Below are 20,626 nucleotides of genomic sequence, written 5' to 3'. Positions count from 1 at the left end.
GCGCCCGGCGCGGGCGACGGGCACGGCGCGCCCGGGCCTCGGGCGGGGCAACCCCCGCCGGGGGCCGGCCGTCGCTTCGGCGTCTCAGAAAGTGTTGGGTAATTGATCAACTGCTTGGCGTGATGCCCTGGCGGTGATCTTTGCGGCCACGGTGTCCGTGAAGATCACCGCCATGTGTGTCTGTGCGTGCAAGCCTTCCTATTCCTCGTCGTTGACGGATGCCCAGTGGGCGGCGATCGAGCCGCTGCTGCCGGTGCGGGATCCGCGCAGGGCGGGTCGGCCGCTGAAGTTCCCGCGCCGGCTGGTCGTGGACACGGTGCTGTATGTGCTGGTCAGCGGTTGCGCCTGGCGGTTGGTGCCGCACGATCTGGCCCCGTGGGACGCGGCCTACCGGTGGTTCCGGGCCTGGACTGCGGACGGCACCTGGAACCGGGTCCACGACACGCTGCGCGAGCGGGTGCGGGTGGCGGACGGGCGGGATCCGCAGCCCTCGGCGGCGGTGCTGGACTCGCAGTCCGCCCGCAGCCACCAGGGCGGGCAGGCGATCGGCTACGACGCGGGCAAGCGCGTGCGGGGCCGCAAGCGGCACCTGCTCGTGGACACCTGCGGACTGGTGCTGCGGGCGGTGGTGCACTCGGCCTCGGTGCAGGACCGGGCAGGCGCGAAGCTGGTCCTCGCCGGGATCCGGAGCTCGTTTCCGCAGGTCGGGCCGGTCTGGGTGGACGGCGGATACGTGAACGTGGTCGACGCGGGACTGGTCGGCTGGGCGGCCGAGCACGAAGGGCTGGAGATCGTTGCGGTGCCGCGCAACGCCGATGTGAAAGGGTTCCAGGTACTGCCCCGCAGGTGGGTGGTCGAGCGGACATTCTCCTGGCTGGGACGGTGCAGACGGTTGGCACGGGACTACGAGCGCAAGACCGCGCACGCCGAAGCGATGATCAAGGTCGCGATGATCCGGCTCATGGCCGCCCGCCTCGCCGGCGAGGAGATCGAACCGCACGGTCCCATCGAGACCGAAGCGGCCCGCCGCCTCGCCGACGACCTCAAGAACGAGTGATCATCCGATTACCCAACACTTTCTCAGGCGGGTGGCACCCCGGCCCGCCGCTCACCCGCCGCAGGTTCTCCGCGCCGGCGCGGGGGCGCTCCCACGGCGGGCCCCCCGCACAGCCGTCGGGCACAGCCGTCGGGTCCCGCCGCCGCAGGCAGGTGGTGACCGGGGTCAGCCGGCTGCGGCGACGGCGGTGGCGAGGAGGTGGGCGGCCTCGCGGAGGCGGTGTTCCGGCAGGCCGGCGTAGCCCAGGGCGAGGGCGGGCCCGCCGGGGGCGAGGCGCATGGGCGCGACCGGCTCCACCCGCAGCCGCCGCTCCCCCGCCGCGGCCACCACCGCCGCCTCGTCGCTGCCGTCCGGCAGGTCCAGGTACAGGTGCAGCCCGGCGGCCACCCCCCGGACGCGTGCGGCGGGGAGTTCCGCCGCGAGCGCGGCGACGAGCGCGTCCCGCCGGGCCCGGTAGCGGGCCCGCAGGTCGCGCAGGTGCCGGTCGTACGCCCCGTCCGCGAGCAGCCGTCCGAACGCCAGCTGGTCGACGACGCCCGTGCCGAGGTCGGTGTACCGCTTGGCCTCGCGGAAGTCGGCGGCCAGCCACGGCGGCAGGACCGCCCAGCCGAGCCGGAGCCCCGGCGCGAGCGACTTGCTGACCGATCCGAGGTGGACGACCCGGTCGTGGGCGAGGCCCTGGAGGCAGCCGACGGGTTCGCGGTCGTAGCGGAACTCGGCGTCGTAGTCGTCCTCGATCACCACGCCGCCGGTGCGGTGCGCCCAGGCGGCGAGTTCGGCGCGCCGGCCCGGGGAGAGGACGACGCCGGTGGGGTACTGGTGCGCGGGGGTGACCAGGACCGTCCCGGCGCCACTGGCGGCGAGCGCGGCGACGTCCAGCCCGTGGTCGTCGACGGGGACGCCGACCGGCTCGATGCCGTGGGCGCGGAGCAGGCCGAGGGTGCCGGGCGAGCAGGGGTCCTCGACGGCGAAGGGGCCGTGGCCGCGCCGGGTGAGAACGCGGGCGAGCAGGGCGAGGCCCTGTCCGACGCCGCTGACCACCATGACCCGGTCGGGGGTGGCGGCGGCGGCGCGGACCCGGCCGAGGTAGCCGGCGAGCTCGGCGCGGACGGCGGGCAGGCCGGCCGGGTCGCCGTAGCCGAGGTCGGTGTGGGGGGCGTCGGCGAGGGCGCGGCGGACGGCGGCGGCCCAGCCGGCCCGGGGGAAGGCGGCCAGGTCGGGGGTGCCGGGTTTGAGGTCGTGGGTGGGTTCGGCGGCGGCCGGCGGGGGCGGGGTGGGTGGTCCGGGCGGGGTGACGCCGTCGGCGACCCGGGTGCCGGAGCCGTGCCGGCCGACCAGGTAGCCCTCGGCGACGAGCTGGGCGTAGGCCTCGACGGCGACGCCGCGGGAGACGCCGAGCTCGGCGGCGAGGGCGCGGGTGGCGGGCAGCCGGGTGCCGGCGGCGAGCCGCCCGTCCTGGACGGCGGCGCGGACGGCGCGGGTGAGCTGTCCGGTGAGGTCGCCCGCGGCGTGGTCCACGGTGATCAGCAGCTCTCGCACCCGAGTGGTCCTCTCATCGGCGGTCGAAGTGGTCCTTCAGACCGGACCACCTGCGACCCTAGCGTGGCGGCATGGCTCTCTCCGACTCCTCCTCAGGCGGGCTGCGCGCCGCCGCCGCGATGACCGTGCTGGGCTGCTCGGCCGGGGTGACGGCACTGCTCGCCGGCTTCCCGTCGGCGGGCGGGCAGGCGGTGCGCTACGTCCTGGCGGCGGCGCTGCTGCTGCCGCTGGCCCACCGCGCCGGCGGTCCGCGCCCCCGGCTCGACCGCCGGGAGGTCCTGCTGCTGCTCGCGCTGGCGGCGGTCGGCCTCTACGCGTTCAACCTGCTGATGGTGACGGCGCTGCGGCACACCGAGCCGGCGGTGGTGGGCAGCGTGCTGGGCTGCGCGCCCCTGCTGATGGGGGTGGTCGGGCCGCTGCTGGAGCGCCGGCGGCCGCAGGCGCGGCTGCTGCTGGCGGGGGTCGCGGTGGTGGCGGGCGCCGCGGTCACCCAGGGGTTCGGTTCGGGCGATCCGGTGGGGCTGGTGTGCGCGGTGGGGACGCTGCTGTGCGAGGTGGGGTTCTCGCTGCTGGCGGTGCCGTTGCTGCCCCGGCTGGGGGCGGTGCGGGTGTCCGCGTACGCGACGGCGCTGGCGGTGCCGATGTTCGCGGTGACGGCGCTGGTGCTGGACGGGCGGGCGGCGCTGCGCCTGCCGAGCGGGGCGGAGCTGTTCGCACTGCTCTACCTGGGGGCGGTGCTGACCTGCGGGGCGTTCCTGCTCTGGTACGGGGCGCTGGGCCGGCTGGGTGCGGAGCGGGCGGGGCTGTTCGCCGGGCTGGTGCCGGTCTCGGCGGCGCTGTCGGGCGCGGTGCTGGGCGCCGGGGTTCCGCACCCGGCGACACTGGCGGGGTCGGCGCTGGTCGGGCTGGGCGTGGGCGTGGGGCTGACCGGCCCGGACCCGCGGATGAGGGGGCGTCAGTCCGCCTACGCGGCGGGGTAGTCAGCTGCCGGTCCGGGGGTGGTGCCAGCACCAGGGAGAAGTCGGAAGCTGGCAGGATCGTGCGCGGAGCGCAGGCGGAGAAGACTTCTCGCCATGCGAACCCTTCACCGCGGCGCGGCCGTTGCCGCCGCCTCCGCCACCGTCCTCGCCCTCACCGCGCCGCTGGCCTCCGCCGCGCCACCGGTCCCCGCCTCCCCGCCGCCGCTCGTCTGGGGTGCCTGCCCGAGCCCGGGGGCCGCCGCCGTCCAGCGCTGCGCCACCGTCACCGTGCCCTTGGACCACCGGGATCCGACCGGCCCGTCGATCCCGCTCGCCGTCTCGCGGATAGCGGCCGCCCGGCCCGAGCTGCGGCACGGGGTGCTGCTGATGATCCCCGGCGGCCCGGGCAACCCGGGGCTGGACGGTCCGAGCAGCGCCCTCAAGCGCCTGCCGCAGTCCGTGCTGGACCGGTACGACATCGTCGGCTTCGACCCGCGCGGGGTGGGCCGCTCCAGCCCCGTCTCCTGCGGGCTGGCGCACGAGGACCTCACCCTGGTCCGGATGCTGCCGTGGCCCGCGGCCGACGGCTCGACGGCGGAGAACGAGGCGACCGCCCGGCGGGTCGCCGAGGCCTGCGTCGCGAACGGCGGGCCGGTGCTGCGCAGCCTGTCCACCGCCAACGAGGCGCGGGACATCGACCGGATCCGCCAGGCCCTCGGAGAGCCGCGGCTCTCCGCCTGGGGCGTCTCCTACGGCACCTACGCGGGCGCGGTGTTCGCCACCATGTTCCCCGGGCGCACCGACCGGATCGTGCTGGACAGCAACGACGATCCCGATCCGACCCGGGTCGAGCGCGGCTGGCTGGCCGCGTACGGCCGGGGCGTCGAGGACCGCTTCCCCGATTTCGCCGCCTGGGCCGCCGACCCGGCCAACCCGGACCGGGTGGCCGACACCCCCGAGCAGGTCCGGTCGCAGTTCCTCGCCCTCGCCGCGCGGCTGGACACCGCACCGCTCCCCTGGCCGGGCGCCAACCCGCCCCGGCTGGACGGCAACACCCTGCGCCAGACCCTGCTGGACGGCATGTACGCCGACAGCCGCTTCCCCGCGGTCGTCCGGCTGATGCTCGCCGCCGACGGCCGGCGCCCGCTGCCCGCCGCCGCCACCCCGCCCGACGAGGCCCTGCAGAACGCGCTGGCGGTGTCGGTCGGCACCCTCTGCAACGACGTCTCCTGGCCCCGCTCGCTCGACCAGTACCGCCGGGAGACCGCCGAGGAGCGGATCAAGCACCCGCTGACCGCCGGGATGCCGGTCAATGTGATGCCCTGCGCCTTCTGGCCGTCCGATCCCGCCGAGCCCCCGGTCCGGGTCACCCCGGCCGGCCCGTCGAACGTCCTGATGGCGCAGAACCTGCGCGACCCCGCGACCCCCTACACGGGCGCCCTCAAGCTGCGGGCGGCGCTCGGCGGCCGGGCCCGGATGGTCGCCGTCGACTCCGGCGGCCACGACGCCTACGCGGCCAACGGCAACAGCTGCGGCGACGCACTGGTGACGCGGTTCCTGACCACCGGTCGGCGCCCCGCGGGCGACGTGCTCTGCCCGGCCGAGCCGGGGAAGGGGTAGGCCCGGTGCGGGACCCAAGGCGAGACCCCGTGTCAGACCCAGTGCAGGGCCCGGTGGGAGATCCGGTGGGAAACCTGGTGGGAAATCCGCAGGTCATCGGGCAGGGTGACGACCATGGAGATCACCGAGGCGGTCGATGCCGCGCAGGCGCTGGTCCGCGAGCGCTTCCCCGAGGCGGTGGCGGCGTTCCTCGGCGGGTCGCTCGCCCGCGGCGAGGGCACCGACACCTCGGACCTGGACGTGGTGGTGATCCGCCCCGCCCCGGCCGAGGTGTACCGGGAGACCCTGGTGTGGCGCGGCCGCCCGGCCGAGGTCTTCGTCCACACCCCGGAGTCGGTGCGCACCATGTTCGCCTGGGACCGGGCGAACGGCGTGCCCACCATGGCCTCGCTCTGCGCCGACAGCCTGGTGCTGCGCTCGGTCGGCGGCGCCGCCGAGCAGGTCGCCAGCTGGGCTCGGGACACCCTCCGGGCCGGCCCCCGCCCGCTCAGCGCGGACGCGCTCGCCCTCCGCCGGTACACCGTCACAGACCTGCGCGACGACCTGCTCGACTGCCGGGACGCGGACGAGCGGCTCGCCGTCGCCGCCCTGCTGCACGTCGCGGCGGGCGAGCTGCTCCTCGCCGCGGTCGGCGCCTGGAGCGGCAAGGGCAAGTGGCTGGCCCGGCGTCTGCGCGCCGCCGCCCCCGACCTCGGCGGGCGCCTGCTCGCCGACTACCGCGCCCTGGCCGCCGGCGGGCCCGCCGAGCCCCTCGGCGCCACCGTCACCGCCGTCCTCGACCTGGCCGGCGGCCCGCTCCTCGCGGGCGACCGCCGCACCGCCGGCCCCTCCCTCCTCGCCGGCCCCGCCGACTGACCCCGGCCGCCCGTGCCCCTCAGCCGACCACCGGGAAGGACGACTGGTACGCCAGCCGTCCCTCCGCACCCTCCCCGATCGCCGTCAGCACCTCGTCCAGATCCAGGAAGACCTCCCACCGCTCCAGTCCGCAGATCTCCGCGATCCGCCCGGTGACCAGGTCTTCCAGCTCCTCCTCCCGGCGGTTCTTCCACACCTTGTCCGCCAGGGCGACCAGCAGTTCCTCCAGACTGATCCCGGGCAGGCCCCAGGAAGCGTGGGTCCGGGCGAAGCGGGCGTCCGCCGGGTCGACCCCGAGCTCCACCAGCAGCGCGTACCCGGCGGGCTCGTGCGCGTGGCCCGGCCCGGTCAGCTCCTCCGGGTGCCTGACCTTGCCGACGTCGTGGGTGGCCGCCCCGAACCGCACCGCCGCCTCGTCCACCTCGACCCCCGGCCACCGCCGGCCCACCTCCGCCAGCAGTTCCACGGCGACCCCGTGCACCAACTCCAGGTGCGCCACCAGCCGCGGCTGCGCCCCCACCCGCCCCAGCAGCCCCGCCACCCGCTCCGGCACCCGCTCCGGCACCCGAGAGATCCCCTGCTGACCGCCCGTCACGCGAACTAGCCTCCCCTCATGTTGAACCCCACCACCGTCGACCGGTACCTGGCCCGCCTCGACTTCCCCCGCCCCGCCGCACCCGATCTGGCCGGCCTGCGCGCCCTCCACCGTGCCCACGTCGAACGCATACCGTACGAGACGGTCGACGTCTGGCGCGGAACTCCGACCCTGATCGAGCCCGAGGCCGCGGTCGAACGGATCGTCAACGGACGCGGCGGATACTGCTACCACCTCAATGGGGCATTCGCCGCCCTGCTGGAGAGCCTCGGCCACCGGGTCGAGCTCCACCGGGGAGGCATCCAGTCCCGCCGGGACGCGGCTCCGCGCGGCGCCACCGGCGACCACATGGTGCTCACCGTCCAGTTGGAGGGCCGGCGCTGGTACGTGGACGTCGGCCTCGGCGACGGCCCGTCCGAGCCCCTGCCGCTCCCCCTCCCCGGCGCCGACCCCGCCAATCGATCGGTCACCCACCGGCAGGGTCCGTTCAGCTACCGGCTGCGGCCGTCCGAGGCGGTCCCGGGCGGATGGCGGCTGGACCACGACGACCGGGCCTGCTCGGCCGGGCTCGACTTCGACCCCCGCCCCGTCTCCACCGGCGACTTCCTGCCCAACCACCACCGCCTCTCCACTTCCCCCGACTCGCTCTTCACCCAGGTGCCGCTGGCCATCCGTCGCACTCCCGACAGCTACCGCGCGCTCATCGGCCTCGTCCTGACCGAGCAGGGCGCCGAGGAGCGCACCACCCGCGAGCTGACCAGCGAGCACGAGTGGTTCGCTGCCCTCGCCGACCGCTTCGACCTGCCCCTCCCCGAGCTCGGCCCGGCCGAACGGAGCAGGCTCTGGTCCGAACTCCACGCCGCCCACCTCGCCCGGCGCGCCGCCCAGCGGCAGCCCGCGGAGGTGTAGCGCTCCGCCCCCCGACCGGATCGCAGGGGGTTCGGGCACCGCTTAGGCTGAGCGGCGATGACTGTCGACCGACGCACCGTGCTGCGTTCCACGGCCCGGCTGGCCACGCTGACCGCGTCCGGCGGGCTGCTCGTTGCCTGCTCCTCCGCCCTGGAGCCGGGGGAGGCCGAGCCGACCTCGGTGGCGGCCCGTCCGCAGCCGACCCAGCTGACCACCACCACCGGGGGTACCGACCCGGCGGCCGGCGGGGCGCCGGAGACCGGCGGCCCGGCGAGTTCCGCGGCCGCGACGCCGGCCGGCACCCCGACCACGCCGCCGGCCGCTCCCCCGCTCGCGGCGTCCACGCCCGCCGAGGTGGTCAACGGCCCGCGTGACCGCACGATGGTGGCGTTGACCTTCCACGGCCAGGGCGACCCGGCGCTGGCCACGGCGGTGCTGGAGGCGGCCGAGAAGCACGGGGCACGGCTGACGGTCATGGTGGTGGGCAGCTGGCTCGACCAGCAGCCGCAGATGGCGCAGCGGATCCTGGCGGGCGGCCACGAGCTCGGCAACCACACCCAGAACCACCGGGACATCTCCTCGATGAGCCCGGACCGGGCGCGGGCCGAGATAGCCGAGTGCGCGGAGCGGCTGCAGCGGCTGACCGGCTCGATCGGCCGCTGGTTCCGGCCCTCGGCCGCGCAGTTCGCCAACGCGATGGTGCGCGAGCAGGCCCGACAGGTCGGCTACCAGCACTGCCTGTCCTTCGACGTGGACCCGCACGACTACGCCGACCCGGGCGCGCACGCGGTGCAGCAGCGGGTGCTGGGCGGGGTGTCCGGCGGCTCGATCGTCGCGCTGCACATGGGGCACCGGGGGACGGTCGAGGCCCTGCCCGCGATCCTGGACGGCCTGGCGGGGCGCGGCCTGCAGGCCGTGACGGCCAGCCAGCTCTGCTCCTGACGGCCGCCCAGCACCCGGAGCCCCCGGACCCGCCCCCGGTCGGCGGGCGTGGCATGCTCGGCGCATGCGCTATCTCATCATCGGCGCCGGCGCGGTCGGCGGGACGATCGGCGGTCGGCTGTACGAGAGCGGCCACCCGGTGGTGCTGGTCGCCCGGGGCGAGCACCTGGCGGCGCTGCGCGGCGAGGGCCTGCGGTTCACCACGCCGGAGGGCACCCGGCTGCTGCCGGTCCCGGCGGTGGGCGGTCCGGCGGAGGTCACGCTGACCACCGAGGACGTGCTGGTGCTGGCGGTGAAGACCCAGCACTCCCAGGCGCTGCTGGACGAGTGGTCGGTGCGGCCGGTGTCCGGCCCCGACGGGCGTCCGGCCGGTACGGCGGGCGAGCTGCTGCCGCTGGTGTGCGCGCAGAACGGCGTGGAGAACGAGCGGCTCGCGCTGCGCCGCTTCCGCCGGGTGTACGCGATGTGCGTGTGGCTGCCGTCCACCCACCTGGCGCCCGGCCGGGTGTCGGCGGCGGGTTCGCCGTGCTCGGGCATGCTGCACCTGGGGTGCTTCCCGTCCGGCACCGACGACACCGCCGCGGCGATCGCCGCCGACCTGGCTGCCTCGCACTTCGACGCGCCGGTCACCGCCGAGGTGATGGCGTGGAAGTACGCCAAGCTGCTGGGCAACCTCGGCAACGCGCTGGAGGCGGTGGCCGGTCCGATCGACGGCGGCACCCGGACGGCGGTCTGGCGGCGGGTGCAGGAGGAGGGCCGGGCGGCGCTGGCTGCCGCCGGCATCGCGTCCGTCGGGGCCGAGCAGCAGCGGGCGACCCGCGGCGACCGGATCACCCTGCTGCCGCTGCCGGGCGAGGAGCGCGGCGGCGGTTCCTCGTGGCAGAGCCTGGCCCGGGGCACCGGTGACATCGAGGCGGACCACCTGAACGGCGAGATCGTGCTGCTGGGCCGTCTGCACGGGGTGCCCACGCCGGTGAACGCGGCGCTGCAGCGGCTCGCCAACGAGTTCGCCCGCACCGGCCGCGCCCCCGGCAGCCTCCCGGAGGCCGAGCTGACCGCCCTGCTCGACCTCTGACCACCCTGCCCGGCCGCTGACCGCCCTGCCCGGCCACTGACCATCCTGGTCGCCCTGCCCGGCCTCTCAGGCCATCGGGTCGTCCGGTCCGTACGGGCGCAGCCGCAGCGTCCGGGCGTCGGACTCGCGGATCTGCGCGGCGCGGTCGACCAGCTGCTCGAGGTTGTCCCGCCCGACGTGGATGAACCGTCCGTGCAGCGCGTCGAAGCGGCCGCGGGCGGCGTCCACGGTGACCGCGACCATGTAGGGGATCGAGCCCCAGGCCTTCATGTCGTGGAACATCGGCATGCCGGCGGTCATGTCGGTGGCGACCGCGCCGGGGCTGATGTCGAGCACCACGATGCCGTGCTCGCCGACCGAGTCGGCGATGTTGTCGGTGAGCTTGAGCAGGGCGCCCTTGGAGGTGGCGTACGCGGTGTAGTTGCCGTCCGGGCGGAGTGCGAAGCCGCTGTTGAGGTTGATCACCCGGCCGCGGCCGCGTTCGACCATGCCGGGCAGCACGGTGCGCAGCAGGTTGTAGGGGCCGCGCAGGTTGGTCTCGACGACCTGCCACCACTGGGTGGGGTCGGTCTCCCAGAGCGGGACCTCGTCCCGGTCGACCTGGCCGGCGTTGTTGACCAGGAGGTCGACCGGCCCGAGGTCGCGTTCGACCGCGCGGACGGCCTCGCGGACGTTGCCGGGCCGGGTGACGTCGGCGGCGACCGCGACGCCGCGCGCGCCGTGCCGCACGCAGGTGCGGAGCGTCTCGACCAGTGGCGGGTGGTTGCGGCCGATGAGTCCGACGGCCATGCCTTCCGCGGCGAGTCCGATCGCGATCTCGCGGCCGATGCCGCGGCCCGCCCCCGTGATCAGTGCCACCTGGCCGGTCAGCGATCCCGTGCCCATGTCCCGTGCTCCCTCCTCGGCTGCTCCCTCCCCCGGTCCGTCTCCAGCCCGGGCGGGGCTCACACGGGCGGCCCGGGGAGTGTCGCCCGTTCGGCCGAAGGTGACGGAGAACGCGCGGTTCCGGCGGTCCGCGGACATTCGGGGAGCGTCCGGGGAGCGGGCGGTGGTGAACGGGCGTTAAGCGGAGTAGTACCGTCGTCCGGGGCGCGGCACCGGACACCACTGCCGGTGCCGCGCCGAGACACCCCGCTGGGCCACCCCCAGCACCACCGTGAAGGGCAACTGAGTGAGTGACATCGCGCGCGTCGGAGTGATCGGCTGCGGCCTCATGGGGTCGGGCATCGCCGAGGTCTTCGCCCGTTCCGGCCTGGACGTCCTGGTCGCCGAGGCCACCGGCGAGGCCCTGGAGTTCGGCCGGACCCGGCTGACCAACTCGCTGGAGACGGCGGTGAAGCGCGGCAAGCTGTCCGAGGAGGACCGCGACGCGGCCCTGGCCCGGCTGTCCTTCACCACCGAGCTGTCCGACTTCGCCGACCGCGACCTGGTGGTCGAGGCGGTCGCCGAGCGCGAGGACATCAAGATCAAGATCTTCGAGACCCTCGACCGGGTGGTCGAGCGCCGCGACGCGGTCCTGGCCTCCAACACCTCCTCGATCCCGATCGTGAAGCTGGCCGCCGCCACCTCCCGCCCGGAGCAGGTCATCGGCCTGCACTTCTTCAACCCGGCACCGGTGCAGAAGCTGGTCGAGGTCATCCCGACCCTGACCACCTCCGCCGAGACCACCGCCCGGGCCGAGGAGTTCGCCGTCCAGGTGCTCGGCAAGGACCCGATCCGCGCCCGCGACCGGGCCGGCTTCGTGGTCAACGCCCTGCTCGTGCCGTACCTGCTCTCCGCGGTCCGGATGTTCGAGTCCGGCGTGGCCACCGCCGCCGACATCGACAAGGGCATGGAGGCCGGCTGCGCCCACCCGATGGGCCCGCTGCGCCTGTGCGACCTGATCGGCCTGGACACCATCGTCTCCATCGCCGAGTCGATGTACGAGGAGTACAAGGAGCCGCTGTACGCCGCTCCCCCGCTGCTCTCCCGGATGGTCGACGCGGGCCTGCTCGGCCGCAAGTCCGGCCGCGGCTTCTACGACTACACCGCGACGGCCTGACCCTGCCGCCGGGCGGGCGGGACGCGGGCGCAACGGTGACGGGGCCCGGGAGCAGTATCCAGCTCCCGGGCCCCTGAGATGCCACCCAATTGCTCGCACCGGCACGTTTAAGGACGTGGATCAGTGTCAGAGCGTCGTGTTCTGCCTTTGAACTACCGTGCCAGGTCAGAGGCACAGGCGGGACTTGAACCCGCATCCGACGCTGGAGGTCCGCGTCCGGTCGATCCGGCGCTCGGCGGCGAATGCTGAGACTGGAGCGAGAGTCTGAGTCTGAGGGGCTGCCTCTGCCGTTTGGGCCACCCCGGCCGGTGGTGCCGGGGGGAGGATTCGAACCTCCACCGTTGCCTCGGTTCAGCTTCAACTGTCAGTTTCAGCTTTGCGCCGGGCTTCCCCGGCGCACCCCTCCGCTCGCGCGAGGGGCGTTCGGTGGGCTACCCGAAGAGGTAGCCGAAGACGGCGTCGCCGACCCGGCGGTCGGTGATCTCGCCGCCGTTGGCCTCCTCGCGGGCGAACTGCACGGCCTGCTGCAGCTTCTCCACGCGCTGGACCAGCTCGTTGACGCGGCGGGCGGGCAGGGCGCCGGAGAACTTCACCGTGGTCCAGTACCCGACCGGCACGTCCTCGTAGTACACCTCGACCTGCGCCGGGTGCTTCTCGGTGGCCTCGGCCTTCACGTGGTTGCGGGGGACCTTCTTGGTCCGGATGGTGCGCACCGGCTCGGTCTTCCAGGCGTCGGTGGACGGGTCCGGGCTCCAGGCCTCGGAGGCGTCCAGCACCGGCAGCTTGCGCACGAAGGTGTAGAGGTCGGTGAGCTGCTTCTCCAGGAACAGCAGGTACGTGACCGGCACGTCCTTGAGCAGCGGGTTCCCGTCGACCACCACGTCGGCGCGGGCCGAGCAGTTCGCCCAGTCCTTGGTCGCGGTGACGTCGAACAGCTTGCCGAGCGAGGCCGCGGTGTCGCGCAGGATGTCCTCCGCGCGGACCTGCACCCGGGTCGACTCGGGCGGCAGCTGCTCGCCCTCCTCGTCCTTCGGCTGGTAGGTCCGGGAGATGCCGGCGAGCAGTGCGGGCTTCTGCAGGCCGTGGTGCGCCTGGGTCAGCTCCTGGAAGGACTTGGACTTGACGCCCTTCTCGACCGCGATGATCTGATTGAGTTTCGCCACGACGCGGACGCTATCGGCGCCCGCTCGCGGCTGTCACCCGATTATCCGGCGCACCGTCACCCGCGGCCGCTGCCACGGGTGACGGTGCGCCGGCGGTCAGCCCAGGATCTGGTACGGGTCGCCGTAGACCTTCCACTTGAGCGGCGGGTTGAGGTCGAAGTTCTTGGCGTTGAGGAAGACCAGCTGCTCGGTGTCGACCCGGCTGGTGTCGGCGTGGGCCTCCTCCTGCTTCATGACCACCTTGCGGGCGTCCAGGAAGGCCTTGAGGTAGGCCGCCTCGTCGCCGCCCTGGGCGGGGGTCCTGGCCTTCTTCATGGCCGCCTTGCGGATGCCGCCGAAGCTGTCCGAGGAGTCGCCCGGACCGTGCATCACGATGGCGTCGTAGTAGGCGAACTGGCCGAGCGCGCGCAGTCCGTCGGCCTTGGCCTGCTTGACGGCCGGGTTGAAGTAGACCCGGTCGCGCTCGTCGTTCTGGGCCTTCTGGAAGACGCTGTCCTTGGCGGCGGTGGCCCAGTCCCTGGTGAAGGCGGAGCCGAGGCCGGAGTGCGACTCGGTGCCGTTGACCTTGCGCAGGGCGGGCAGGTACTTGGCGAGGACGTTGCCGGGCTCGAGGTCGGTGTAGTGCTCGACGAGGTCCAGCATGTCGCCGGTGCCGGAGCAGAAGCCGATGATGCCGGCGGTGTAGCCCCGGCCGTCCTTGATGTCCTCGATGTACTTGTACTGGGCCTTCCAGTCGAGCGAGGAGTTCTCCGCGCTGGAGACCAGCTCCATCGCGATCTCCTTCTTCTTCGCGTCGTCCAGGCCGACGGCGGCGACCGCCGCGGTGCCGGTCAAGGCGTGGCCGACGCCGGCCGTGACGGCGGTCAGGGGGACCGCGGCGAGCAGGACCGCGAGGGCGGTACGGGCGGTACGGTGCAGGGCAGGACGCATGTGACGCTCCGGCTGCTTCGGGGCGCGGGCAAGGGGGTGCCCGGGCGAAAGCTGTTAGGAAACTTTCCTAACCAGATTGAAGCGCCGAACGGCCGCCCACCGCAAGGGGTCTGACGGACCGACGTCAAACCGCGGGCTCGAAGCCCGCCAGCATCCGCTCCAGCGCCTGCTGGTCCGGGCCGACGAACGGCTCCAGCCCCGGCGCGCCGCTGACCGTGTCCAGCAGCGCCGACAGGATGCCCCGCGCCGGCGGCAGATGGGTGGACAGCACCGTCTCCGCGCCCTGCGCGCGCACCGGCTCCACCCAGGCCAGGAACCGCCCGGCGTCGACCGCCGCCAGCCACGGACTGTCCACCGACGCCCAGAGCAGCTGCGCCGCGCGCAGCTCGTCCGCGGGCAGCACCCGGACGTCGGGCCCGGCCGCCACCTCGGCACTGGGCATCACGCCGCCGAAGCAGTCCGAGCTGAAGGTGGTGCGCGAGCGGTCGTCGTAGAAGCCCACCGTCGCCGGGTTGTCGAACAGCGGCGGGCGGAAGGCGTGCAGCGTCCGGTCGCCGACGTCCAGCGACTGGCCCGGATTCAGCAGGAAGACCCGGTCGAGCGGCACCGGGCGCTCGCAGGACATGATGCCCAAGCCCGCGAAGGTGGAGACCAGCCGGGCCCGCGGGGCGGCCTCCAGCAGGGCGAACAGGCCGCCGGTGTGGTCGCGGTCCGGATGGGTCAGCCAGATCCATCGGACGTCGGCCGGGTCGAGCACCTCGCCGACCGCCGCCACGAAGTCGCGGTCCGGCAGCCCGAGACCGGTGTCGACGACCACCGGCTCGGCCGCCTGCAGGACGAAGGCGTTCACCGGGAGGAACCCCAGGCCGGGCACCTCCAGGCAGTCGCCGAGGACGCTGGTGTCGCGACCGATCCGGTGGATGTTCATGGCGCCGTCGCCTCCGGGAGTGTGACCGGGTGGACCCACCCTCCAGCCTGGACCCCGACGGCCCGAAGGGCACGGCGCGGCGGTCGGTCCCGGAAGGCCGCCCGGAAACGGCGGGGGCGCGAGGAGCCCGTCGTCCGGCCGTGCGCTCGGATCGAGCGTGGCCGGTCGCGCGGGTCCTCGCGCCCCTGGTGGCTGCCGTCCTGCCTAGCCGCGCAGCGTCGCGCCGGTGCGGTCGGTGGCCAGCGCCACCGCGGCCTCGCGGGCGGCGGTGGCCTCGTCGGCGGTCAGCGTCCGGTCGGTGGCGCGGAAGCGCAGCGAGTACGCCAGCGACTTCTTGCCCTCGCCCGCCTGCTCGCCGGTGAAGACGTCGAACAGCCGGATCGACTCCAGCAGCTCGCCGGCGCCCTCGCGCAGCGCGTCCTCCACGGCCGCGGACGGCACCGAGGAGTCGACGATCAGCGCGACGTCCTGGGTGGCGACCGGGTAGGCGGACACGGTCGGGCCGTGCACCCGGCGACCGTCCTCGAAGACCAGGTCGAGGTCGATCTCCATCGCGCAGGTGCGCTCCGGCAGGTGCATCGCCTTGATGACCCGCGGGTGCAGCTCACCGGCGTACCCGACGACCACGTCGCCGGCCACCAGCTCGGCGCAGCGGCCCGGGTGCCACGGCGCGTGCTGCGCCTGGCGGACGGTCAGCTCGACACCGGCGGCGGCGGCCACCGTGCGGGCGGCCTCGATCGCGTCGGCCCAGATCGCGCCGGAGCCCTTGCCCCACCAGCCGGACGGCAGCCGCTCGCCGGCCAGCGCGACGGCGACCCGGCGCGGCTGGTCGGGCAGCGCGGCGTTGAGCTCGGCGAGCTCCTCCTCGCTGGGGCGGCGTTCGACGGACAGCCGCGGGGCGACCTTGAGCTCGGCCTTCGGCAGGAAGACCGTACCGGTCTCGAACAGCGCGAGGTCGGTGTTGCCGCGGCCGACGTTGCGGCGCAGCGCACCGAGCAGGCCGGGCAGCAGCGTGGTGCGCAGCGCCGGCTCCTCGTCGTTGAGCGGGTTGACCAGCTTGACCGTGCGGCGGCGCTCGTCGTCCTGGTCCAGGCCGAGGGCGTCGAACGCGGCGTCGCCGAGGAACGGGTACGCGTTGATCTCGACGTAGCCGGCGCCGGCCAGCGCCACGCCGACCCGGCGGTGGAAGCGCTGGGTCTCGGTCAGGCCGCGGCCCGGCGGGACGGTGGGCATCCGGGCGGGCACGTTGTCGTAGCCCTCCAGCCGGATGACCTCCTCCGCGAGGTCGTACGGGTCGGTGAGGTCGGGCCGCCAGGACGGCGGGGTGACCTCCAGGACGTCGGAGCCGGCCACGGTGCAGCCGACCTCCTGCAGGCGCCGGGTGACGGTCTCGCGGCCGTACTCGGTGCCGGCCACCCGGTCGGGCAGGTCGGCGGCGATGGCGATGGTGCGCACCGGGTGCGGGGCGGCGATGTCGGTGACCCCGGCCTCGGCGGTGCCGCCGGCGATCAGGACCAGCAGGTCGACGGCGCGCTGCGCGGCGGCGCGGGCGGCCTCCGGGTCGACGCCGCGCTCGAAGCGCTTGGACGCCTCGGAGGGCAGCTTGTGCCGCTTGGCGGTGCGGGCGATCGAGATCGGGTCGAAGTGCGCCGCCTCGATGATCACCTCGGTGGAGCCGGTGGTCAGGCCGGTCTCCGGGTCCACGACGGGGTCGAGGATCTCGGTGGTGGAGCCGCCCATGACGCCGGCCAGGCCGATCGGGCCGGAGTTGTCGCAGATCAGCAGGTCCTCGGCGGAGAGCTTGCGCTCCACGCCGTCGAGGGTGGTGATCTTCTCGCCGGCCTCGGCGCGGCGCACCTGGATCGGGCCGTCGACGCGGCCGCGGTCGTAGGCGTGCAGCGGCTGGCCGACCTCGAGCATCACGTAGTTGGTGATGTCGACGGTCAGCGAGATCGGGCGGATGCCGGCCTTCTGCAGGCGGCGCTGCAGCCAGATCGGCGACTTGGCGCCCGGGTCGATGCCGGTGACGGTGCGGGCGACGAAGCGGTCGCAGCCGGCCGGGTCGGCGACCTTGACCAGGTAGCCGTAGGAGTTGGCCGGAGGGACGTCGAGCAGCGCCGGGTCGGCCAGCGGCAGGCCGTACGCGGCGGCGGCCTCGCGGGCCACACCGCGCATCGACAGGCAGTAGCCGCGGTCCGGGGTGACGGCGATGTCGAGCACCTCGTCGACCAGCTGGAGCAGCTCGATCGCGTCGGTGCCGGGCTCGAACTCCGGCGGCAGCACGATGATGCCGTTGTGGTCGTCGCCCATGCCGAGCTCGCGGGCGGAGCAGATCATGCCGGCCGAGGTGTGGCCGTAGGTCTGCCGCGCGGCGATCGGGAACGGGCCGGGCAGCACGGCGCCCGGGAGGACCACGACGACCTTGTCGCCGACGGCGAAGTTGGTCGCGCCGCAGACGATCTCCTGCGGCTCGCCGGTGCCGTTGGCGTCGCCGACGTTGACGAAGCAGTGCCGGATCGGCTTCTTGAAGCCGCTGAGCTCCTCGATGGAGAGGACCTGGCCGACCACCAGCGGACCCTTGAGGTCGCCGCCGAGCTGCTCGACGGTCTCGACCTCCAGGCCGGCGCGGACCAGCCGGGCCGCCACGTCGCGGCCGGTCTCCCCGGCAGGCAGGTCGACGTACTCGCGCAGCCAGGAAAGCGGGACGCGCATCAGATCTCCATCCCGAACGGGAGGGTGAAGCGGACGTCACCCTCGACCATGTCGCGCATGTCGGCGACGTTGTGGCGGTTCATCAGGATTCGCTCCAGGCCCAGGCCGAAGGCGAATCCGCTGTAGCGGTTGGGGTCCACACCGGCCGCGACCAGCACCCGCGGGTTGACCACGCCGCAGCCGCCGAGCTCGATCCAGCCCTCGGAGGAGCAGGTGCGGCAAGGGCGGTCCGGGTTGCCGACGGACTCGCCGCGGCACACGAAGCACTGCAGGTCGATCTCGGCGCTCGGCTCGGTGAACGGGAAGTACGAGGGGCGCCAGCGCAGCTGCAGGCCGGTGCCGATCAGCTTCTCGACCAGCACCTCGATGGTGCCCTTGAGGTCGGCGAAGGTGATGCCCTCGTCCACCGCGAGGCCCTCGACCTGGCGGAACACCGGGGTGTGGGTGGCGTCCAGCTCGTCGGTCCGGTAGACCCGGCCGGGGCTGACCGCGTACAGCGGGGGCTCGCGGTCGAGCATGGTGCGGATCTGCACCGGGGAGGTCTGGGTGCGCAGGACCACGCCGGAGTCGGGCGAGCCGTCCGGGGCCTGCACGAAGAAGGTGTCCTGCATCGAGCGGGCCGGGTGGTCCTGGTGCAGGTTGAGGGCGTCGAAGTTCAGCCACTCCGCCTCCACCTCGGGGCCGGAGGCGACCTCGTAGCCCATGGCCACGAAGGTGTCCTCGATCCGCTCCGCGAGGGTGGTCAGCGGGTGCCGGGCGCCGCGCGGCACGCGGTCGTACGGCAGCGTGACGTCCACCGCCTCCTCGACCAGCACGCGGGCGTCGCGCTCCGCCTCCAGCTCGCTCTGGCGCTTGGCCAGTGCCTGGTTGACGGCGCCGCGGGCCTGGCCGATCAGCTTTCCGGCGGCGGCCTTGGCGTGCGGCGGCAGGGCGCCGATCTCCCGGTTGGCGAGGGAGAGCGGGGAGCGGTCGCCGGTGTGCGCGACCTTCGCCTGCTTCAGCTCGTCGAGACCGGTGGCGGCGGCGAACGCGGCGAGCGCCTCGTCGCGGGCCTGCTCCACCACCTCGGGCTTGAGTGCCTCGACCTCGACCGGGTCGTACGACTTGTTGGGTGCCGACATCTCTATCTTTCCCGTGCTCCTGCTCGTGATCAGGGGGTGTTGCTCGCCGCAGGCCGTCCCACAACGCCAAAGGACGAGTGTAGTCGCAGCGCGCACGCGCCTACCGCGCGTGACCGGTGGGTGGCCCGCCCGGGAACGTCAGAGCATGAAGTCCGGGATCCCGGCGGGCAGGATGAATCGGAACTGGGCGCCGCCGCCGGGCGCGCGGCTGATCCGGATCGTGCCGCCGTGGGCCTCGACGATGCCCTTGACGATGTAGAGGCCGAGGCCGGTGCCGCCGCGCTTGGAGCCGCGCCAGAAGCGGGTGAAGACGCGGGGCATGGACTCCTCCGGGATGCCGCTGCCCTCGTCGCTCACCGTGACCGCCGTGCCCTCCAGTACCCGGGGCGGAGTGCCCGCCGGCTCCCAGCCGGCCGCCTCCACCACTTCCTTGGCGGGCGCGATCTCGATCGTGACAGTCCCCTCACCGTGCCGCACCGCATTTTCCAGCAGGTTGGCGAGCACCTGGTCGACCTTGTCGGGGTCGGCCCACAGCTCGGTCAGCGGCTCGGTGATCCGGATGTCGAAGCGCTCGGGGGCGATCCCGGCCGCGACCTTGCCCTCCACGTGCCGGCGCACCGCGGCGGCGATGCCGATCCGCTGCTTGCGGACCTCCAGGCGGCCGGCGTCGATCCGGGAGATGTCCAGCAGCTCGGCGATCAGCCGGGTGACCCGGTCGGCGTCGGCGTCGACGGTCTCCAGCATCACCCGCTTCTGCCCGTCGTTGAACCGCTCCCACTTCGCCAGCAGGGTCGCGGTGAAGCCCTTCACGCTGGTCAGCGGGGAGCGCAGCTCGTGCGCGACGGTGGCGATCAGCTCGGCGTGGCTGCGCTCGGTGCGGCGGCGCGCCTCGGTGCCGCGCACCGCGACGACGACCCGGCGCACCGGGCCGAGCGGCCGCTCGCGGACGTACCGGGCCGAGACCAGCACCTCGCGCCCGCCGGGCAGCAGCAGGTTGCGCTCGGGCTGCCCGGTGCGGGTGGCGAGGCCGCCGTACGGGTCGGTCAACTGCCACCAGCGACGGCCGTCCAGGTCCTCCAGCGGCAGCGCCTGCTCCAGCGGGCGGCCGAGGGCGGCCCCGGAGCCGATCCCGGTGATCCGGGCCGCGGCCCGGTTGAACACCACGACCAGGCCGTCCGCGTCCGCGACCACCAGCCCGTCCGGCACGTCGTCCGGGTCGAGCCCGGCCCATCCGCCACTCATCGGCACGTCCTCCCCCTGCCGCTTCCCCCAGGAGCAGACCCTAGCGCTCGTTCCCCGCCGCGCGACAGCCTTGCGGGGAGCGCTGGGCGCGCGCGGAGGCGTAGAGGCACACGGCGGCGGCCGTGGCGAGGTTGAGGCTCTCGGCGTGGCCGTGGATGGGCACCCGCACCACCTCGTCGGCGAGTGCGCGGGTCTCCTCCGGCAGGCCCCACGCCTCGTTGCCGAACACCCAGGCGCCGGGCGCGCCCAGGGTGCCCTCGTCGAGCTCCTGGTCCAGGTCGCGCTCCCCCGCGCCGTCGGCGGCCAGCACCCGCACCCCGGCCTCGCGCAGCCGCCGGACCGCCTCCTCGACCGGCACCCCGGTGGCGAACGGCAGGTGGAACAGGCTGCCGACCGAGGCCCGGACCGCCTTCGGGTTGTAAGGGTCGACCGAGGCGTCGGTGAGGATCACCGCGTCGGCGCCGGCCGCGTCGGCGGTGCGCAGCACGGTGCCGGCGTTCCCGGGGTCGCGCACGTGCGCCAGCACGGCGACCAGCTGCGGGCGGGCCGCCAGCACGTCCTCGAAGGGGGTGTCGATGAAGCGGCAGAGCGCCACGATGCCCTGCGGGGTGACGGTGTCGCAGATCTCCGCGATCACCTCGTCGGTGGCGGTGAGCACCGGCAGGCCCTCGGCCAGGGCCGCCGTCACGATCTCGGCGTGCCGCCCGGCGGCCTCCTGGGTGAGGTAGATCTCCACCACCGCGTGCTCGTCCGAGCCCGGCGCCCGCCCGTAGGCCACGGCCTCCCGGACCGCCTGCGGACCCTCGGCGAGGAAGCGGCGCTCCTTGCTGCGCTGGTTGCGCTTGGCCAGCCGGCGGGCGGCCACGACGCGCGGGGAGCGGAGGGAGGTGAGCAGGGGGGTGTCGGTGCTCTGCATGCTCTCGTTCTCTGTGGAATGC

General features: G+C 74.3%; 18 protein-coding genes and 1 tRNA gene. 8 read left to right on the top strand and 11 right to left on the bottom strand.

The features are described 5' to 3' along the window. Positions 1-172: 172 nt before the first annotated feature. Positions 173-1,057: an IS5 family transposase gene (locus ABEB06_RS30860; RefSeq protein WP_345694804.1), complete on the top strand. Its 885-nt coding sequence runs from the start codon at positions 173-175 to the stop codon at positions 1,055-1,057. 165 nt (positions 1,058-1,222) lie between these two features. On the opposite strand, the gene pdxR is transcribed toward ABEB06_RS30860, so the two are convergent. After that, positions 1,223-2,596, bottom strand: a complete 1,374-nt coding sequence (gene pdxR, locus ABEB06_RS30855) for a MocR-like pyridoxine biosynthesis transcription factor PdxR (protein WP_345700196.1) — start codon at positions 2,594-2,596, stop codon at positions 1,223-1,225. 71 nt (positions 2,597-2,667) lie between these two features. Between pdxR and ABEB06_RS30850 the strand changes: the two genes are divergently transcribed. The 3 genes from ABEB06_RS30850 (at position 2,668) to ABEB06_RS30840 (ending at position 6,030) form a co-directional block, all read left to right on the top strand. Next, positions 2,668-3,576, top strand: coding sequence for a DMT family transporter (locus tag ABEB06_RS30850; RefSeq protein ID WP_345700195.1), 909 nt, complete (start codon positions 2,668-2,670; stop codon positions 3,574-3,576). A gap of 93 nt (positions 3,577-3,669) precedes the next feature. Continuing rightward, a complete protein-coding gene (locus tag ABEB06_RS30845; protein WP_345700194.1) occupies positions 3,670-5,175 on the top strand; it encodes an alpha/beta hydrolase in 1,506 nt (501 codons plus the stop codon). A 114-nt stretch (positions 5,176-5,289) separates the two neighbouring features. Continuing rightward, complete coding sequence (locus ABEB06_RS30840) at positions 5,290-6,030, top strand: nucleotidyltransferase domain-containing protein (RefSeq protein ID WP_345700193.1); 741 nt, start codon at positions 5,290-5,292, stop codon at positions 6,028-6,030. Between the two features lie 19 nt (positions 6,031-6,049). Here the strand turns inward: ABEB06_RS30840 and ABEB06_RS30835 are convergent, their stop codons facing one another. Further along, on the bottom strand, positions 6,050-6,625 hold the full coding sequence (locus ABEB06_RS30835) for an HD domain-containing protein (RefSeq protein WP_345700192.1): 576 nt from the start codon (positions 6,623-6,625) through the stop codon (positions 6,050-6,052). Positions 6,626-6,643: 18 nt separating this feature from the next. Between ABEB06_RS30835 and ABEB06_RS30830 the strand changes: the two genes are divergently transcribed. The 3 genes from ABEB06_RS30830 (at position 6,644) to ABEB06_RS30820 (ending at position 9,551) form a co-directional block, all read left to right on the top strand. Beyond that, positions 6,644-7,534: an arylamine N-acetyltransferase family protein gene (locus tag ABEB06_RS30830; RefSeq protein WP_345700191.1), complete on the top strand. Its 891-nt coding sequence runs from the start codon at positions 6,644-6,646 to the stop codon at positions 7,532-7,534. Positions 7,535-7,591: 57 nt separating this feature from the next. Continuing rightward, positions 7,592-8,476 carry a polysaccharide deacetylase family protein gene (locus ABEB06_RS30825; RefSeq protein ID WP_345700190.1) on the top strand — a complete coding sequence of 295 codons (885 nt, stop codon included), beginning with the start codon at positions 7,592-7,594 and terminating at the stop codon, positions 8,474-8,476. A 64-nt stretch (positions 8,477-8,540) separates the two neighbouring features. After that, positions 8,541-9,551, top strand: coding sequence for a ketopantoate reductase family protein (locus ABEB06_RS30820; RefSeq protein WP_345700189.1), 1,011 nt, complete (start codon positions 8,541-8,543; stop codon positions 9,549-9,551). A 66-nt stretch (positions 9,552-9,617) separates the two neighbouring features. Here the strand turns inward: ABEB06_RS30820 and ABEB06_RS30815 are convergent, their stop codons facing one another. Then, positions 9,618-10,436 (bottom strand): SDR family NAD(P)-dependent oxidoreductase, encoded by an 819-nt coding sequence (locus ABEB06_RS30815; RefSeq protein WP_345700188.1) that lies wholly within the window; start codon positions 10,434-10,436, stop codon positions 9,618-9,620. 286 nt (positions 10,437-10,722) lie between these two features. On the opposite strand from ABEB06_RS30815, the gene ABEB06_RS30810 reads away from it, so the two are divergent. Continuing rightward, complete coding sequence (locus tag ABEB06_RS30810) at positions 10,723-11,592, top strand: 3-hydroxybutyryl-CoA dehydrogenase (RefSeq protein ID WP_345700187.1); 870 nt, start codon at positions 10,723-10,725, stop codon at positions 11,590-11,592. Positions 11,593-11,901: 309 nt separating this feature from the next. On the opposite strand, the gene ABEB06_RS30805 is transcribed toward ABEB06_RS30810, so the two are convergent. The 8 genes from ABEB06_RS30805 to ABEB06_RS30770 form a co-directional block, all read right to left on the bottom strand. Continuing rightward, positions 11,902-11,988: transfer RNA gene (locus tag ABEB06_RS30805), tRNA-OTHER, on the bottom strand. A gap of 35 nt (positions 11,989-12,023) precedes the next feature. Next, positions 12,024-12,755 carry a DUF7873 family protein gene (locus tag ABEB06_RS30800; RefSeq protein WP_345700186.1) on the bottom strand — a complete coding sequence of 244 codons (732 nt, stop codon included), beginning with the start codon at positions 12,753-12,755 and terminating at the stop codon, positions 12,024-12,026. A 96-nt stretch (positions 12,756-12,851) separates the two neighbouring features. Continuing rightward, a complete protein-coding gene (locus ABEB06_RS30795; RefSeq protein WP_345700185.1) occupies positions 12,852-13,685 on the bottom strand; it encodes a chitosanase in 834 nt (277 codons plus the stop codon). A gap of 124 nt (positions 13,686-13,809) precedes the next feature. After that, a complete protein-coding gene (locus ABEB06_RS30790) occupies positions 13,810-14,613 on the bottom strand; it encodes an MBL fold metallo-hydrolase (RefSeq protein WP_345700184.1) in 804 nt (267 codons plus the stop codon). Positions 14,614-14,817: 204 nt separating this feature from the next. Continuing rightward, on the bottom strand, positions 14,818-17,325 hold the full coding sequence (gene pheT / locus ABEB06_RS30785; protein ID WP_345700183.1) for a phenylalanine--tRNA ligase subunit beta: 2,508 nt from the start codon (positions 17,323-17,325) through the stop codon (positions 14,818-14,820). Further along, a complete protein-coding gene (pheS, locus tag ABEB06_RS30780) occupies positions 17,325-18,446 on the bottom strand; it encodes a phenylalanine--tRNA ligase subunit alpha (RefSeq protein ID WP_345700182.1) in 1,122 nt (373 codons plus the stop codon). The genes pheT and pheS overlap by 1 nt, the downstream gene beginning before the upstream one ends. A 138-nt stretch (positions 18,447-18,584) precedes the next feature. After that, a complete protein-coding gene (locus ABEB06_RS30775) occupies positions 18,585-19,688 on the bottom strand; it encodes a sensor histidine kinase (protein ID WP_345700181.1) in 1,104 nt (367 codons plus the stop codon). A gap of 40 nt (positions 19,689-19,728) precedes the next feature. Further along, on the bottom strand, positions 19,729-20,604 hold the full coding sequence (locus ABEB06_RS30770; protein ID WP_345700180.1) for a TrmH family RNA methyltransferase: 876 nt from the start codon (positions 20,602-20,604) through the stop codon (positions 19,729-19,731). Positions 20,605-20,626: the final 22 nt, after the last annotated feature.

It is taken from the genome of Kitasatospora terrestris, from assembly GCF_039542905.1.
Lineage (GTDB): Bacteria > Actinomycetota > Actinomycetes > Streptomycetales > Streptomycetaceae > Kitasatospora > Kitasatospora terrestris.
Note: the sequence above shows the minus strand (reverse complement) of the source record. Positions and strands in the feature narration are given on the sequence as shown.